14 protein-coding genes and 1 tRNA gene are annotated in these 15,066 nt (G+C 67.8%); 12 read left to right on the top strand and 3 right to left on the bottom strand.

Annotated features, from left to right (window positions below; genetic code table 11):
* Positions 1–79 precede the first annotated feature (79 nt).
* Positions 80–2,827, bottom strand: coding sequence for a pyruvate dehydrogenase (acetyl-transferring), homodimeric type (gene aceE, locus C1J01_RS04445; RefSeq protein WP_111176248.1), 2,748 nt, complete (start codon positions 2,825–2,827; stop codon positions 80–82).
* A gap of 222 nt (positions 2,828–3,049) precedes the next feature.
* Here aceE and C1J01_RS53440 point away from each other — a divergent pair, with 222 nt between their 5' ends.
* From C1J01_RS53440 to C1J01_RS04400, 9 genes are all read left to right on the top strand, one after another.
* On the top strand, positions 3,050–3,547 hold the full coding sequence (locus C1J01_RS53440) for a DUF1918 domain-containing protein (protein WP_328589595.1): 498 nt from the start codon (positions 3,050–3,052) through the stop codon (positions 3,545–3,547).
* Between the two features lie 9 nt (positions 3,548–3,556).
* Positions 3,557–3,961: a secondary thiamine-phosphate synthase enzyme YjbQ gene (locus C1J01_RS04435; protein ID WP_111176244.1), complete on the top strand. Its 405-nt coding sequence runs from the start codon at positions 3,557–3,559 to the stop codon at positions 3,959–3,961.
* A gap of 117 nt (positions 3,962–4,078) precedes the next feature.
* Positions 4,079–4,507, top strand: a complete 429-nt coding sequence (locus C1J01_RS04430) for a DUF3052 domain-containing protein (RefSeq protein WP_111176242.1) — start codon at positions 4,079–4,081, stop codon at positions 4,505–4,507.
* A 38-nt stretch (positions 4,508–4,545) separates the two neighbouring features.
* Positions 4,546–5,001: a peroxiredoxin gene (locus C1J01_RS04425; RefSeq protein ID WP_235854249.1), complete on the top strand. Its 456-nt coding sequence runs from the start codon at positions 4,546–4,548 to the stop codon at positions 4,999–5,001.
* A 17-nt stretch (positions 5,002–5,018) separates the two neighbouring features.
* Complete coding sequence (locus C1J01_RS04420) at positions 5,019–5,330, top strand: hypothetical protein (RefSeq protein WP_111176238.1); 312 nt, start codon at positions 5,019–5,021, stop codon at positions 5,328–5,330.
* Positions 5,331–5,487: 157 nt separating this feature from the next.
* Positions 5,488–6,435, top strand: a complete 948-nt coding sequence (locus C1J01_RS04415) for an ROK family protein (protein WP_235854248.1) — start codon at positions 5,488–5,490, stop codon at positions 6,433–6,435.
* A gap of 17 nt (positions 6,436–6,452) precedes the next feature.
* A tRNA-Val gene (locus C1J01_RS04410) sits at positions 6,453–6,527 on the top strand.
* Positions 6,528–6,838: 311 nt separating this feature from the next.
* The gene (locus C1J01_RS04405; protein ID WP_146615467.1) at positions 6,839–7,213 is read left to right on the top strand and encodes a hypothetical protein; all 375 of its coding nucleotides are present in this window, start codon (positions 6,839–6,841) and stop codon (positions 7,211–7,213) included.
* A gap of 457 nt (positions 7,214–7,670) precedes the next feature.
* Entirely contained in the window at positions 7,671–8,828 is a 1,158-nt protein-coding gene (locus C1J01_RS04400; RefSeq protein ID WP_328589594.1) for a DUF418 domain-containing protein, read from the top strand.
* Between the two features lie 262 nt (positions 8,829–9,090).
* On the opposite strand, the gene C1J01_RS04395 is transcribed toward C1J01_RS04400, so the two are convergent.
* Complete coding sequence (locus C1J01_RS04395; protein ID WP_111176230.1) at positions 9,091–9,996, bottom strand: AraC family transcriptional regulator; 906 nt, start codon at positions 9,994–9,996, stop codon at positions 9,091–9,093.
* Between the two features lie 94 nt (positions 9,997–10,090).
* Between C1J01_RS04395 and C1J01_RS04390 the strand changes: the two genes are divergently transcribed.
* The 3 genes from C1J01_RS04390 (at position 10,091) to C1J01_RS04380 (ending at position 14,333) form a co-directional block, all read left to right on the top strand.
* Positions 10,091–11,158 carry an acyl-CoA dehydrogenase family protein gene (locus C1J01_RS04390; protein ID WP_111176228.1) on the top strand — a complete coding sequence of 356 codons (1,068 nt, stop codon included), beginning with the start codon at positions 10,091–10,093 and terminating at the stop codon, positions 11,156–11,158.
* 297 nt (positions 11,159–11,455) lie between these two features.
* On the top strand, positions 11,456–11,719 hold the full coding sequence (locus C1J01_RS04385; protein WP_146615466.1) for a DUF6011 domain-containing protein: 264 nt from the start codon (positions 11,456–11,458) through the stop codon (positions 11,717–11,719).
* Positions 11,720–12,668: 949 nt separating this feature from the next.
* The gene (locus C1J01_RS04380; RefSeq protein ID WP_111176224.1) at positions 12,669–14,333 is read left to right on the top strand and encodes a TROVE domain-containing protein; all 1,665 of its coding nucleotides are present in this window, start codon (positions 12,669–12,671) and stop codon (positions 14,331–14,333) included.
* 42 nt (positions 14,334–14,375) lie between these two features.
* On the opposite strand, the gene C1J01_RS04375 is transcribed toward C1J01_RS04380, so the two are convergent.
* The gene (locus C1J01_RS04375) at positions 14,376–14,885 is read right to left on the bottom strand and encodes a DUF2199 domain-containing protein (RefSeq protein ID WP_111176223.1); all 510 of its coding nucleotides are present in this window, start codon (positions 14,883–14,885) and stop codon (positions 14,376–14,378) included.
* Positions 14,886–15,066: the final 181 nt, after the last annotated feature.

Genomic DNA, 15,066 nt, shown 5'->3' with positions numbered 1-15,066 from the left:
CCGCCTCACCCGCTGCCGACGGCGGAACACGACGGCGCTCCCACGAGCAGATCGCGGGAGCGCCGCCGGCAGAGCGGGCTCAGACGCCCATCGACTGGGTGTCGTTGCTCTCGGCGCCGCCGGCCTCGGTGACGCCGTTCTTCAGGTGGTAGCGGGCGATCGCCTCGCGCAGCACCTCGCCGTCGAGCTCGCCCCGCTTGACCAGGCTGGTCAGCACGGCCAGCGTGATCGAGGCGGCGTCGACGTGGAAGTGACGGCGCAGCGCCGAGCGGGTGTCGGACAGGCCGAACCCGTCGGTGCCCAGCGAGGACCAGTCACCCGGCACCCACTGCGCGATCTGGTCCTGGACGGCCTTCATGTAGTCGCTGACGCCCACGAACGGCCCCTGCGCCTGCGAGAGCGCCTGGGTGACGTAGGGGACGCGGCGCTCGGCGTCGGGGTTGAGCAAGTTGTGCTCGTCGCACGCCAGCGCCTCGCGCCGCAGCTCGGACCACGACGTGGCCGACCAGACGTCGGCCGACACGCCCCAGTCCTCGGCCAGCAGCCGCTGCGCCTCCAGAGCCCACGGACCCGCCACGCCGGAGGCCAGGATGTTGGCCTTCGGACCCCGCGTCTGCGGGCCGTCGGCGAACTTGTACAGGCCCTTGAGCAGGCCGTCCACGTCGATGCCGTCCGGCTGGGCCGGCTGCAGGTAGGGCTCGTTGTAGACGGTCAGGTAGTAGAAGACGTCCTCCGGCTGGTCGCCGTACATGCGCCGCAGGCCGTCCTTGACGATGTGGGCCACCTCGAACGCCCACGACGGGTCGTAGGCGACCACGGCCGGGTTGGTCGAGGCGATGAGCGGCGTGTGGCCGTCCTCGTGCTGCAGGCCCTCGCCGTTCAGCGTGGTGCGGCCCGCGGTGGCGCCGAGCAGGAAGCCGCGGCCCATCTGGTCGCCCATCTGCCACATCTGGTCGGCGGTGCGCTGGAACCCGAACATCGAGTAGAAGATGTAGATCGGGATCATGTGCTCGCCGTGCGTGGCGTAGGCCGTGCCGGCCGCGATGGCCGAGGCCATCGACCCCGACTCGCTGATGCCCTCGTGCAGGATCTGCCCCTGCACGGCCTCCTTGTACGACAGCAGCAGCTCCCTGTCGACGGCCTCGTACGTCTGGCCGTGCGGCGAGTAGATCTTGGCCGTCGGGAACATCGCGTCGAGACCGAACGTGCGGGCCTCGTCGGGGATGATCGGCACGAACCGGTGGCCGATCTCCTTGTCACGCATGAGGTCCTTCAGCAGCCGCACGAACGCCATCGTGGTGGCCACCTGCTGCTTGCCCGAGCCCTTGCGGAAGGTGTTGTAGACCTCGTCGCCGGGCAGCTTGACCGGCTTGGCGCGCACGACCCGCTTGGGCAGCACGCCGCCGAGCGCCGCGCGGCGCTCCTTCATGTACTGGATCTCGGGGTCGTTCTCGCCCGGGTGGAAGTAGGGCGGCAGGTCGCCTTCCAGGGCGGAGTCGGGGATCGGCAGGTAGAGCCGGTCGCGGAACTCCTTCAGCTCGGCCTTGGTGAGCTTCTTCATCTGGTGGGTGGCGTTGCGCGCCTCGAAGTCCTTGCCCAGCGTCCAGCCCTTGATGGTCTGGGCGAGGATGACGGTCGGCTGGCCGACGTGCTCGCGGGCCGCCTTGAACGCCGCGTAGACCTTGCGGTAGTCGTGGCCGCCGCGCGACAGCTTGCGGATGTCGTCGTCGGTGAGGTGCTCGACCATCTTGCGCAGGCGCGGGTCGGAGCCGAAGAAGTTGTCGCGGATGTAGGCGCCCGACTCGACCGAGTAGGTCTGGAACTGCCCGTCGGGCGTGGTGTTCATCTGGTTGACCAGCACGCCGTCGACGTCGGCCGCGAGCAGCGGGTCCCAGTCACGGCCCCAGACGACCTTGATGACGTTCCAGCCGGCGCCGCGGAAGTAGGACTCCAGCTCCTGAATGATCTTGCCGTTGCCGCGTACCGGGCCGTCGAGCCGCTGCAGGTTGCAGTTGATCACGAACGTGAGGTTGTCGAGCTCCTCGCGCGCGGCCAGGCCGATGGCGCCGAGCGACTCGGGCTCGTCCATCTCGCCGTCGCCGAGGAACGCCCACACGTGGCTGCGGCTGGTGTCCTTGATCTGGCGGTTGAGCAGGTAGCGGTTGAACCGCGCCTGGTAGATCGCGCCGATCGGGCCCAGGCCCATGGAGACCGTGGGGAACTCCCAGAAGTCGGGCATGAGCCGCGGGTGCGGGTAGGACGGCAGGCCGCGGAAGCCGTGCGACAGCTCCTGGCGGAACGCGTCGAGCTGGGTCTCGTTGAGTCGGCCCTCGAGGAAGGCGCGGGCGTAGATGCCGGGCGCCGCGTGCCCCTGGAAGAAGACCTGGTCGCCCGACTCGCCGTGCTCCTTGCCGCGGAAGAAGTGGTTGAAGCCCACCTCGTAGAGCGAGGCCGCGGAGGCGTAGGTGGCGATGTGGCCGCCGACGTTGGTGCGGGCGTTGGCCCGGGACACCATGATGGCCGCGTTCCAGCGGATGTAGGCGCGGATGCGGCGTTCGACGTGCTCATCGCCCGGGAACCAGGGCTCGCGCTCCGGCGGGATCGTGTTGATGTAGTCGGTGCTGCGCAGGCCCGGCACGCCGACCTGGTGTTCGCGCGCCCGCTCGAGCAGGCGCAGCATCAGGTAGCGCGCTCTGGTGCGGCCCTCGGTCTTCACGACGTTGTCGAGAGACTCGAGCCACTCGTTGGTCTCGCTGGGGTCGACATCAGGCAGCTGGCTGGGTAGGCCGTCGCTGATGATCGAGAAACGCTGGCGTCCGGAAGCCACTGGGTCTCGCCTTCCGAGATGGACTGATGTCTGGTCTGGGTGCCCTTCCATCCTGGTAGCTAGCCGTAGAAAACGCATCTCTACTGGCTGGTAACCAGAGTGTCCCTGCTGGCAGGGCCATCTTCGATGGCCTAGACCACCGATGGTAGGACGAATCGCCACCAAAGGTTACATCCCGGGACCAATTTAACAAGACAGGAAAACGGGCGAAATTTCGCTCGGATGCCTGTTGCTGGGCCCGGGCCTCATGGGCGTACTCTGTCCCATCCCCCGATCGGGGAAGGTTCATCCGCGACGGCGCGGATGCGAGCCGCGAGTCTAGCCTCCGGTGACCCTGGTGACCCCGCCGAGGGTGATGAGGAGACGTTGCGTAGCCGGCCGGTCTCTCCGCGTCGCCATGGAAGGCGGTCGGCGCGGTGCGCAACAGGGCATCAGCACCGCGTAACGTTTCCATCAATTTTGTCCCTGCCCCTAGAGGTGCGGCAAAAGTTGCGAATGTCGCTTTTCGTCCGGCACTCCGCGTACCAATCTGGAGGTATGAAGGCGACGGTAGGAGACCGGCTCCTGGTGCACGGGAATACCGTTGGCGAAAGGGACCGGACAGGAGTAATCACAGAGGTCATGGGGCCTGACGGCACGCCTCCGTACACCGTGAGGTTCGACGACGGGCACACCGTCCTGGTGTTTCCCGGGCCGGATGCCCTCGTCGTACATACGTAAGATTTCCACGTGAGATCCGAAATCATCAGTGTGGCCACGGGTTCGCGTGAGAGGGTGCACGACATCACGTCCGAATGCGCCGCATTCGTACGTGCGGAAGGAGACGGACTGCTGCACGTTTTCGTGCCGCACGCCACGGCGGGCGTGGCGCTGCTCGAGCTGGGGTCGGGCAGCGACGACGACCTGCTCGCGGCCCTGGGAGACCTGCTGCCGGCCGACGACCGGTGGCGTCACGCCCACGGCTCGCGCGGCCACGGCAGGTCGCACGTGATGCCCGCGTTCATCCCGCCGTACGCCACGATCCCTGTGCTGGACGGGCGAATGGCGTTGGGCACGTGGCAGTCCGTCGCACTCGTGGACCTGAACGTCGACAACCCGCAACGTCAGGTTCGCCTGTCGTTTTTGTCTGATTGATTCTGGCCGAGTACGGCCGTACCCGTGGCGACCGTTGACGACTGAGGGTCACAGCGTGTGGACTGTGCCGAAGCGATAAACCGCATAAGCGGGGCCACTCAAGCAGGAGGGATAAACGTGAGCGCGACCGCGGGTCAGGCGCAGGGCGAGCGCGGCCTGGCCGAACGACTCGGCCTCAAGCCGGGTCAGGTGGTGCAGGAGATCGGTTGGGACGAGGACGTCGACGACGAGCTGCGCGACTCCATCGAGGACCTGACCGGCAACGAGCTGCTGGACGAGGACAGTGACGACGTCGTCGACGTGGTGCTGCTGTGGTGGCGCGACGGCGACGGGGACCTGTTCGACGCTCTGACCAACGCCATGCGATCACTCGCCGACGGCGGCCAGATCTGGCTGCTCACTCCCAAGGCCGGGCGCGAGGGCCACGTGGAGCCGAGCGACATCGGGGAGGATGCGGCGACCGCCGGTCTCTCACAGACCAGCACCATCTCCGCCGCACCCGATTGGTCCGGAACACGGCTGGTCACACCGAAGGGCCGCCGGTAGGAGAGTCCGAACGCCTGCCGTAGGGCAGGATGGAGACCGTGAACGCGCATCCTGCCGAGGTCGGCGTCCCGGCTCCGGATTTCGAGCTACAGGACCAGCACGGCACCCCGGTGAGACTGTCCCGGTTCCGGGGGCGGAAGGTCGTGCTGGTCTTCTACCCGCTGGCGTTCACCGGGGTCTGTCACGCTGAGCTGGCCGCCCTGCGCGACCATCCGATCGGGGACGCGCAGGTGCTGACGGTCTCCGTCGACTCGGTGTTCACCCACCGCGCGTGGGCCGATCGCGAGGGCTACCGGTTCCCGATGCTCTCCGACTTCTGGCCGCACGGACAGGTTGCCCGGGCGTACGGTGTCTTCGATGAAGAGAAGGGGTTCGCCCTACGGGGGACCTTCATCATCGACGGCGAGGGGGTGATCCGGTGGTCGGTGGTCAACCCGGTCAGCTCCGCGCGCGACATCGCCGACTACGTCAAGGCACTCGCCGCCATTTCTTGACTCTCTCGGAGGAAGCGATGCCCTGCTACCGCTGCGGGGCCCGGCAGACGGACCCGGTGCGCGGGGCGAGCCCGTGGCAGCGCGGGGTGCGCCAAGAGTCGCAGGTGCTGATCTGCCCGGACTGCCAACGGCTGCACGACCTCGACCTCGACACCTGTGCCACCTGCGCGTCCACGGCGCTGATCTGCCGGTTGGGCGAGGTGGAGTGCCGGTCCTGCGGGGCCGTGCGGCTGGCCCGCACGACGCTCGGCAAGCCCGCCGGCGCGGCGCCGCCCGGTCTGTCGGCCGAGGTGGAGGCGGCCCTCAACCGCGTCCTGGGGCGCGCCTGAGCCTCTGGGGCTCTCCGGCTGGGTGTGCAGCGCCGTGCGCTCCTCTCAGGCGGTCTGGGGGCTTTGTGATGGTGTCGTACGCTGGCCCGACTGCGGCTTCGGTGGACAACCCATCGCCTTTCCGGACATTTGATGAGCTGCGATATCGTCTCCTTCCGTGTCCGCAAATTCGTTCGTCGTCGCGCTCGACGTCGGTGGCACGTCCATGAAGGGCGGCCTGGTCAGCGATTCCGGTGCGGTGCTGCTGAGCGAGCGGCGGCCCACGCCACGGGCGGACGGCCCGGACGCGGTCGTGGCCGCCATCTCCACCTTCATCAGCGACCTGGCCGCCTCGGGCGACGGCGCCCCGGCCGGCGTCGGCCTGGCCGTGCCCGGGCTGGTGTCGGAGCACTCGGCCATCTACGCGACGAACCTCGGCTGGCGCGACGTCCCCGCCACCGCCTTCACCACCCTCGACGTCCCGGTCATGCTCGGACACGACGTCCGCACCGGTGGGCTGGCGGAGAGCATCCTCGGCGCCGGACGCGGGCTTTCCGACTTCCTCTTCCTCCCCATCGGCACGGGCATCGCCGGCGCTCTGATCATCCGCGGCGAACCGTACGGCGGCTCGTCCGGCTGGGCCGGCGAGATCGGGCACACCCCCGTGTTCCCGGACGGCGAACAGTGCGCGTGCGGCCAGTTCGGCTGCCTGGAGACGTACGCGTCGGCGGCCTCGGTCGGCCGGCGCTACAGCCAGCGGGCGGGCGTCGAGGGCGTCCGGGCCGAGCAGGTGGTCTCCTCCGACGACCCGATCGCCATCGAGGTCTGGGACGAGGCCGTGGAGGCCCTGTCGCTGGCCCTGGCCACGTACACGCTGCTGCTCGACCCCACCGTGATCGTCCTCGGCGGCGGACTGGCCGAGGCGGGCCCCGCCCTTTTCGACCCCGTACGCACCCGGCTCGTCAAGCGCCTGGCCTTCCGCGAGGCGCCCCCGCTGATCCCGGCGGCGCTCGGGGTCGACGCGGGCATGCTGGGAGCGGCCCTGCTGGGCTGGCGCGCAGCGGGCCGCCCCGAGCTGGGGCCGGGCTGGGCCGTGGATGTGCGATCGGAGCCCTTGGTGTCGTAAGGTGTAGTGCCGATCAGGGGCGGTTAGCTCAGCGGTAGAGCACTCGCCTTACAAGCGAGGGGTCACTGGTTCGAACCCAGTACCGCCCACCAGCAGAAAGAGCCCCGTCTCCGATCATGGAAACGGGGTTTCGTACCATTAGCCGGTCCCAGGGATCTCTTTCAAAGAGCCTTTAGGTGTTTCTGGTGATCTTCGCGTTCATTGCGTCGACCATCCTCCGGTCGGCCTCCGCCGCGCTGCGCTGATGGATCAGTGTCTTGGCGACTTGCCAGGAAGTGTCTGAGTACAGGTGACGTCGGTGTCACTGATCCGATAGACAGACGCCCGAACGTGCGACCGCGATGTCTCGGGAGGTCCAGTGCAAAACCTGGGGGGCTGCTTAGCCGCCGTAGTGATTGTCCCGTTGATCGGGCTCTTCTTTCTGATCATGATTCCGGTGTGGCGGGACGATGCACGCCTCGACGACTTCCACGCGCGAGTGCTGGCCTATCCGGTACCACCGGAGACCCGCGTCAAGGGCGACAGCGACGCCACTTTCGGTAAGAACTCCGGCGGGAGCGGAGACTACTGCGCGTACAGCGTCCGACTGGTTCTTGAGACCAGGTTGTCGCAGAAGGAGATCCATGCCCATTACGGCAGGGCAGCCATCGCGGGCCCTGACAACAGAAGTCGGGCACAGGTCGATCTGCGCTTCAGCGAGGACAGTGGGAACGGCGGAGACGTCACCGTGGAGTTCCACGACATCACCCCCAGCGACTGGGACTGGCGCTGCACATAGACCACCGCGTGATCACGTAACGGGGTAGGCGGCTTTCAGTTCGTGATGATCGGCTGGAAGGAGCACCCCACCACCAGCAGAGGGCCGGCCAAGGGCATGCTGGACAGCCGTGCCACGCAGCCGCTCGTGGTGCTTGTCGCGGTCGTAGCCCGTCGGCGGGACGATGCCGGGGCGTTGCCGTGGGCGGGCGCGCTTGCCGCGCAGCGCCCTGACCAGTACCGGTATGGCGTCACGACACCTGGTATTGGCAGTCCATGGGCCATGCAGGGCACTGCCTGTCCGCCGGCGATGCGACGAAGGTGGAGGTGTTGCATGCCATCGACACCGGAACGACGCCGGCCGGACCGGGCCTCAGTCGTATCAGGCACTGCCTCGGCAGGCACCTGTTGCATATGATCCATCTCTTGGCGGCGGAAGGAATGCCGCTGCCCGGCAGAAAGCGGCTGAGGAGAGCAGTTTGAAGACGTTCCCCCACGAACCAGCTCCGCCGCACGGCATGGCCGCACGCGCGCTGGCTCCCGACCTGGCCCGTGGCGTCATGCTGCTGGCCATAGCCTTGGCGCACGCGCCGCTGTTCGTGGTCACGGTCAACCGCGGCTCCGCCGTGGCCAACGAGATCGCCGGCTTCTTCTACCTGATCTTCGTCCACAACCACGCGCGGCCGATGTTCGCCTTCCTGTTCGGCTACGCGCTGGTGCAGCTGATGGATCGGCAGTTACGGCGCGGCTCCGACTGGGTGAGCATCCGCAAGCTGCAGCGCCGCCGGGGATGGTGGCTGGTCGTGATCGGCTTCGTCCACGTGGCGGTGCTGGTGCCGATCGACATCCTCGCGGTGTACGGCGTGGCCGCCGTGCTGCTCGCCGGCCTGCTGCGAGCCAAGGACACCCTCCTCGTGTGGGCGACGGGCATCAGCCTGGCGGTGTCCACTTTCGTGGTCGGGTTCCCCATGTGGCGGGCGATGTCACACCACGTCGCCGCCTACACCCTGGGCACCATCGCCGTCGGCGACAAGGACTTCGGGGAGATGTTCCTCGCCCGGATCCAGAACTGGCCGTACGGCGTGGCCGTGGGCGTCGTCTCGATCATTCCCGGGGTGATCGCCGGCATGTGGGCGGCGCGGCGGCGGCTGTTGGAGCAACCCGCTCAGCACCGGAGGTTCCTGCTCCGCGCCGCGGTGCTCACCACGGTGGTGTCCGTCGCCGGTGGCGTTCCCGCCGCCCTCATCCAGGAAGGGGAGTGGACCCAGCCGTCGGAGGCCGCGGTGTGGATCGCGGCCCTCGCGCAGGCGCTCACCGGATTCGTGGGCGGTATCGGCATGGCCGCGATCATGGCACTGGTCGCGATCGTGGCCGTCCGGCGGCGCAAGCTCCTGACCACGGCCGTCGAAGCGCTCGGCCAGCGCTCCCTGAGCCTGTACCTCTTCCAGTCCGTCGCGTTCGTCGCGGTCTTCCATCCGTACGGGCTCGGTCTTCAGGACGAACTTGGACTTACCGGCGCCTTGGGGGTGGCCGCGGCGACGTGGCTGGTCTCGCTGGTCATCGCTGATCTCATGCGGCGCGGCGGCCACCGCGGCCCGGCGGAGATCCTGCTGCGCCGCCTCGCCTACCGGAGATAGGCGGCCGGCGCTCGTCCTGAGACGACGTCTCATGTGGTGAGCCGGCGGTAGCGGACTCGCGCACCGCGACCAGTCCGGCTCTCCTCGGCCGGACGACTCCCACAGGTCATCGGGCACCCTTCACTCAAGGAACACCCGGCGTCGAAAGGGTGCCTCGATCTGGGGCGTGGCCTGGGCATTAGCCCGGCCGCTGAGGTGGCCTTCCGCATGCGCGACACGTCCGCATCCGTGAGCGGCATGTAGCGCGAACGTTGCCAGGGCATCAGTCGACGGGAGGGACCAAGGTTGCCGGGCTGCGGCGGAAGCGGCCAGGTGAGACGCCATACTCGCGGGTAAACGCTCCGGAGAAGGCGAACTCCGTCGAGTATCCGACCTCGCGGGCGATCGTCGCCAGTGTGACGTCGGTCTCCCGGAGCAGTTGAGCGCCGAGACTCAGCCGCCAGCTGATGAGGTAGGACATCGGAGGGCGGCCTACTTCTTCGGTGAAGCGCCGCGCGAACACGGTGCGGGGCAGCCCGACCATCTCACTCAACCGGGCCACCGTCCACTTGCGCTGCGGGTTCTGGTGGATCTCCCGAAGGGCGGCGGCGATCTCGGGGTCGTCGGTTCGTGGCCACTCGGCCGAGCCGCGTTGCTCGTGCCACTGACGGAAGACGTGGACCAGGATGAGGTCAAGCAGCGCGGGAAGCGTCGCCGCAGTGCCCATGTCTGCCTCGGACGTATCTGTGCTGAGAAGGTCGATCAGGGCACGCGTCTGCGGATAGCGGTCGTAGTCCAGTGACACTGTGATCAGGTCGGGCAGGGTGCGGAGGTACTGCGGGGTGTGGCCGTGCTGGAGCTGGTAGACGCCGCACAGGAACTCGAAGTCGGACGGCTCAGACCTCGGCGGAGTCGTGCGCATCGACATCGACGGCAGGTCGTTCAGCGCACAGGGGACATGGCTGAGGCCATGGGGGGCACCGGAGGTGATGAGCACGGCATCCCCCGGCTTCAGGCCGACCGGCTCCTGGCCTTCGGAGATGAGCCAGCAGGTGCCGCTCAGGACGACATGGAAGCCGGTGCCGTCGAACGCGGAGAAACGAACGCCTTGGAAATCGTACTGTCTGACCACGCGGCTGCCGGGGCTCCCGACCCGAACGGCGCGGACTACCTCGCTCAGTAGGTCCACTCAGTCGAGTGTAGCGACGCCGCAGTTCAAGCTCGTATAAGGGCGTGCGGCTCTAGTATGGTCCGGCGCGGCAGGCGTTGGTTGGATGGTGAGCATGATCGATTACTCACCCGAACACACGACGAGCGAAATCCTGCGTGCCCACGCGGAGAAGGCGGAAGCAGCCGATCGACCCGCTCCGGAGAGCATGAACGCGCTGCGCGATGACGGGATTTTCGCCTTGCGGACCCCCAAGGAGCACGGCGGAACTTGGGCAGATGCGGAAAGCATGGCCCGGTGCTTCACGGAGCTCGGCCGGGCTTGCCCGTCCATGGCCTGGATCGCTGGGACCTGCGTGACCGCGAAGAACATGGCTGCCAATTGTTTCCGGGATCCGTCGGTACGCGAGTCGCTCTTCGCCGACCCGGATGCGCTCTTCTGCGGTTCGGGAGTTCCCGGAGCTCAGGGCAAGCGTGTGTCCGAAGGGGTGCGCGTCAGCGGCCGGTGGCGGAATGTCTCGGGGTGTGAAGACGCGGCTTGGGCCGGCCTTTCCCTCATGGTGGAGGGCACGCTTTCGTTCGCTGTCATACCGGTGGCCGATCTGACGGTCGAGCGGACCTGGCACATGGCCGGCATGCGCGCCACGGGCAGCCACAGCCTGGTTGCTCAGGACGTGCTGGTGCCGGCCGAGTATGTCGCGCCAGCGGCGGGCTTCACCGTGGCAGATGTCACGCTATACGCCATCACGGTGCTGGGCGCAGTGGTGGGAGCTGCCAGGGGCGCACTCGACGCGACCGAGGCGATGTTCGCGTCCGACAGGAAACCCTTCATGACCGCGTACTCCCGCATGGGTGAGTCCTCCGGGGCCCGGCAATGGTTGGCAGAGGCGACCCACCTGGTGAACCGGGCCGAAAGGACCATGCTTACGGTCGCGAGGGCTGTGGACACGGCCGACCTGTCCGCAGCCGAGAGGCCCCGTCTGCAGATGGACCTGGCGGACGCGGGCCGTGACTGCCGGGCTGCGGTTGAGCGCATGCTCGACCTGCATGGCGCGAGCGGATTCAACACCTCCAACGTGCTCCAGCGGCACTGGCGGGATCTCTCCGTCGGCAGCCGTCACCCCCACCTCAATCCGTACCTTGCGGTCGAGTCCTTCGGCGCGACGTTGGTCGACCGCCTCTGAGGCTTAGCTTGATCTTTGATCTTGGTGTTGGTGAGGCAGGTATGGGGCGGTCTCGTGTCGCCTTACCAGCGAGGGGTCACTTGGTTCGAACCCCGTATCGGCCGATCTTCCTCGCCAGCTCCGGAAGCGGTACTGAAGACCGGCCGTCGCCGATCTTCGCCCGCTCGATCAGAGCTCTGCAACTCGTCCGTGATCTGATTGATCATCACGGGCGACGTGCGTGAGGGGGAAGACGCCGTGACCTTCCTCGCTCTCGACCCCTCCCAGGAAACCGGTCGGGGGTTAGCCTGCCGAGTGATGGACGAGCCCCTCGCTCTCGACTTGGACGAGCCTGCTGACAAGGAGCACGTGTCCCGGTGCGCGGCCTGCAAACACCGGCTGCGCACCGAGGCATCGCGCAGTCTGGGCTTGGGCCCGGACTGCGCCTCCAAGCTGGGCATCACCTCGCGCCGACCGGTCCGCATCACCGGTGTGGCGAAGTGGCGCGACTGCGACGGGCAGATCAGCCTGCTGGATGAGGAACACCCAAGTAGCGCGCCGCCGTCCTCGCCCTCGTCGTAGTCGGTTGCAACGCCCCTCTTCGCCGGCAACGACCCAGAGCCTACAAGCGACCATGACCCGCGTGTGGATGACCTGCGGAACCGTTGATCGGGTGGATGGCTGGTGCCCTCGTCTGGTGCCTTGCCGACGCCTCCGCGGTCCGCACCGCTGCTGGTCGACCTGGACCAGCAGATGACGCTCAGGCTGCTCGCCTTGGACGGGCGCGGCTCCCTCAACCGCGCCGAACGTGGCTCGTCCTCCCGGAACCCGCCTCGCCGTCGCCCGCCCACGACGTGAACGGTGGGCGTCATGACCGTTACCTGCCGCCGCCTACTGTTCGAAAGCGTGCCGCGACGTCGCAGCCGAGAGAGCGCACCGCGCTGTGCCAGCGCTTCCCCCGCGCCCATGCACTGACATTTCCTTATTCGCCGGATAATCAGGTGTGACGCGGCACGATGATCGGTACGGTGGGAAACAGCTTCACGAGACCTGGAGAGGTGCGGGTCGAATGGGTGTCGGTTATCTTTTGGGAAGAATCATCCGATGCCCGCTTCACACATCCGCGCCTTTTCCAGAAAGGGTGAGCTGGTCAGGTCTGGTGCCGGCGCGGGTCGAAGTCTCGTCGGTTATCCACTGTTAATGGGGTTGTCGCAGGTTCGAGTCCTGCCCGGAGCCTGGGCTTCGGTAGCTCAGTCGGCAGAGCGCCAAAAATGCCGGCGGGCGTTCCCATATCCGCGCCAGTTCCAGACCTGATGTGTTCGTCAGTCCTGCCAGCGGTACGGGTCGAATCTCTATCGGTTATCGCCTCAGGAGCGGGTGGCGCAGGTTCGAATCCTGCCCACCCGACCAGCGGTTCCGGGTGGTAGCTCAGCGAGGCAGAGCGTCTGTTTAAACGCCGGTGGACATCACCACATCCGTTCCCTTTTCTCATATCCGCCCTCGGGCGGGTCGAAGGTGAAGGAGCGTAGCCATGGCCCGTGACCCTCTCGCGGCGGTGTCGACCATCGCCACCCCGCAGACGCAGCCGATCCCCGGCCGCACCGACCAGGTGAAGAACGCCGCCGGCGGCTACGTGTTCGGCAAGGACCTGTGGCGCAGGCTGGAGGACTTCCTCATCCTCGGCACCACGGGCGGCACGTACTACGTGGGCGAGGACAAGCTGACCGCGGAGAACGCGGGTGTGCTGTTCGAGGCGATCGCGGAGGACGGACCGCGCGTCGTCCGGCTGCTCACCGAGATCTCGACGGCCCGTCCGCCGCGGGCGCCGAAGCAGCGTCCCGCCCTGTTCGCGCTGGCCGCCTGCTACGCGAAGGGCGACGCCGACACCCGCCAGGCCGCGAAGACGGTCCTGGCGAAGGTGGCGCGGACGACCGACCATCTCGCCCAGTTCTTCGGCTACTACAAGAACCTCGGCGGCAAGCCGACCTCTCGCGGTACGGCGCCCACGGTGGGTCGTTCGCTGCGCACCGCTCTCGGCTCCTGGTTCCTCGCCGGCAGCGCCGACGACGTGGCGTTCAAGGCGTGCAAGGCCATGCAGCGCAAGACCCCGCAGGGTGAGGCGTTCGCGCTGCGGGACGTGCTCCGCATCGCCCACCCGGCCGCGGACGACGCTCAGCGCAGGACGCTGTTCGGCTGGATCGCCGGCAACGTCTCCGACGACGAGGCCCGTGACGAGCTGCCCGCGGTGGACCGGTTCCTGACCGCGAAGGCCGTCACCAGCGTGGACGACGCGGTGCGGGTCGTCACTGAGGCACGGGTGCCGTGGGAGTTCCTTCCCGATGCGATGCTGCGCGCGCCCGAGGTGTGGGAAGCCCTGGTCGACACGGTCGGCATGACGGCGCTCATCCGCAACCTGGCCCGCATGACCCGCATCGGCACCCTCAAGCCGATGGCCGACGCCACCACGCGCGCCGTCGCCCGGCTCACCGACCGGGACGCGATCCTCAAGGCCCGCATCCACCCCATGGACGCGTGGCTCGCCATGCGCGTCTACGCCTCCGGGCAGGCGCAGCCGAACCCGCGCGCCGACCGGCAGACGTGGCACCCGGTGCCGGCCGTCCTGGACGCGCTGGAGGAGACGTACGAGCTCGCCTTCGGCACGGTCGAACCGTCCGGGAAGCGGCTGCTCGTCGCCGTGGACTCCTCCGGGTCGATGAGCTGGGGTGGCGGTGTCCATGTCGGCGCATCGCCGATCGGCTCCCCGTACGAGGTCGGCTGCGCCATGGCGGTCATGCTCGCCCGCATCGAGAAGGGCAACGTGCACGTCATCGACGTCGACACGAACGTCCACGCGTCCAAGGTGACGCCGCGCACCAACCTGCGCGAGATCGCCTCCTGGCAGCCCTCCGGCGGCGGCACGGACCTGTCGCTGCCGTTCGCGTGGGCGGCACGCCGGCGGATGAACGTGGACGGCGTCGTCGTGTTCACCGACAACGAGACGTGGGCCGGCCGCGCTCACCCGACGCAGGCGCTCGACGTCTACCGCCGCACCGTCAATCCGCAGGTTCGCGTGGTCGTGGCTGCGATGACCGCGGCGGGCTACTCGATCGCCGCCCCCCGAGACGAGGGAGTGCTGAACGTGGCCGGCATGGACGCGTCGCTTCCGCTCATCGTCAACGGATTCGTCCGCTCCTGAAAACGCGTCGAGCTGACGGGCTGGTGACCGTTCCTGGTGCTGTTATCGGTCTGGGTGCAGCAGGGTTTCGGCAATTTGTTGAACGCGTGCGAGGGTGATGCCGTTTCGCTGCTCGACGGCGAGTGGGTGGTCGGTCGGCTCCAGTTCGATGAGGGGACGTTGGCCGACCGGGCGGATGTGGAGGTTGGTCTTGAGGTTGATCGTCGGCGGGTAGGTCGGCAACGCGGTCGACAGCCAACCGAAGTAGGGCGGTTCGTTCTCCCTGCCGGGGGTTTCCCAGAGCTCGCCGGCGCGGGCGTACTTCTCGGGGCTGAGGGAGACCCAGACGCCCCAGCTGAGCGTCTCGCCGAGATCGGTCACCGGGATCTCGATCGTGCCGCGCATGAAGAACGCCTGGCCCTGGATCACGCACTGATCGGAGCTCAGCTCACTGTCCGGATCGTCGGCCATCTCGGGCGTCCAGTAGACGGGAGCCTCGGTGGAATAGGCCAGCGGCAGACCGTCGTGCCGTTGCCCGCAACATGAACAGGTGAATCCGAGATCGTTCGACACCGGTCAAGGATACTGAGGCGATTCGAACCCACGTGGCGGTCAAGCTGCTGCGCGCGGATGTACCGGGTGTGTGTCCGCCGGGGCACGGGCGGCTGAGGAGGTGTTCCGGCCGGGCGCGGGGGCCGGAACACCATGGAGTCGCCGAGGTCACAGGGCGAGAAAGGACTCGCGTCGAGCCGGA

This window comes from Nonomuraea aridisoli (assembly GCF_003236395.1).
Classification (GTDB): domain Bacteria; phylum Actinomycetota; class Actinomycetes; order Streptosporangiales; family Streptosporangiaceae; genus Nonomuraea; species Nonomuraea aridisoli.
This window is presented reverse-complemented; position numbering and strand designations above follow the sequence as displayed.

Bases quoted from the DNA above. Each gene is read 5' to 3' on its own strand.
- C1J01_RS53440 (WP_328589595.1), top strand. From the start codon at position 3,050: ATGCCTGTTGCTGGGCCCGGGCCTCATGGGCGTACTCTGTCCCATCCC.
- C1J01_RS04420 (WP_111176238.1), top strand. From the start codon at position 5,019: ATGCCCTGCTACCGCTGCGGGGCCCGGCAGACGGACCCGGTGCGCGGG.
- C1J01_RS04390 (WP_111176228.1), top strand. From the start codon at position 10,091: ATGATCGATTACTCACCCGAACACACGACGAGCGAAATCCTGCGTGCC.
- C1J01_RS04385 (WP_146615466.1), top strand. From the start codon at position 11,456: ATGGACGAGCCCCTCGCTCTCGACTTGGACGAGCCTGCTGACAAGGAG.
- C1J01_RS04380 (WP_111176224.1), top strand. From the start codon at position 12,669: ATGGCCCGTGACCCTCTCGCGGCGGTGTCGACCATCGCCACCCCGCAG.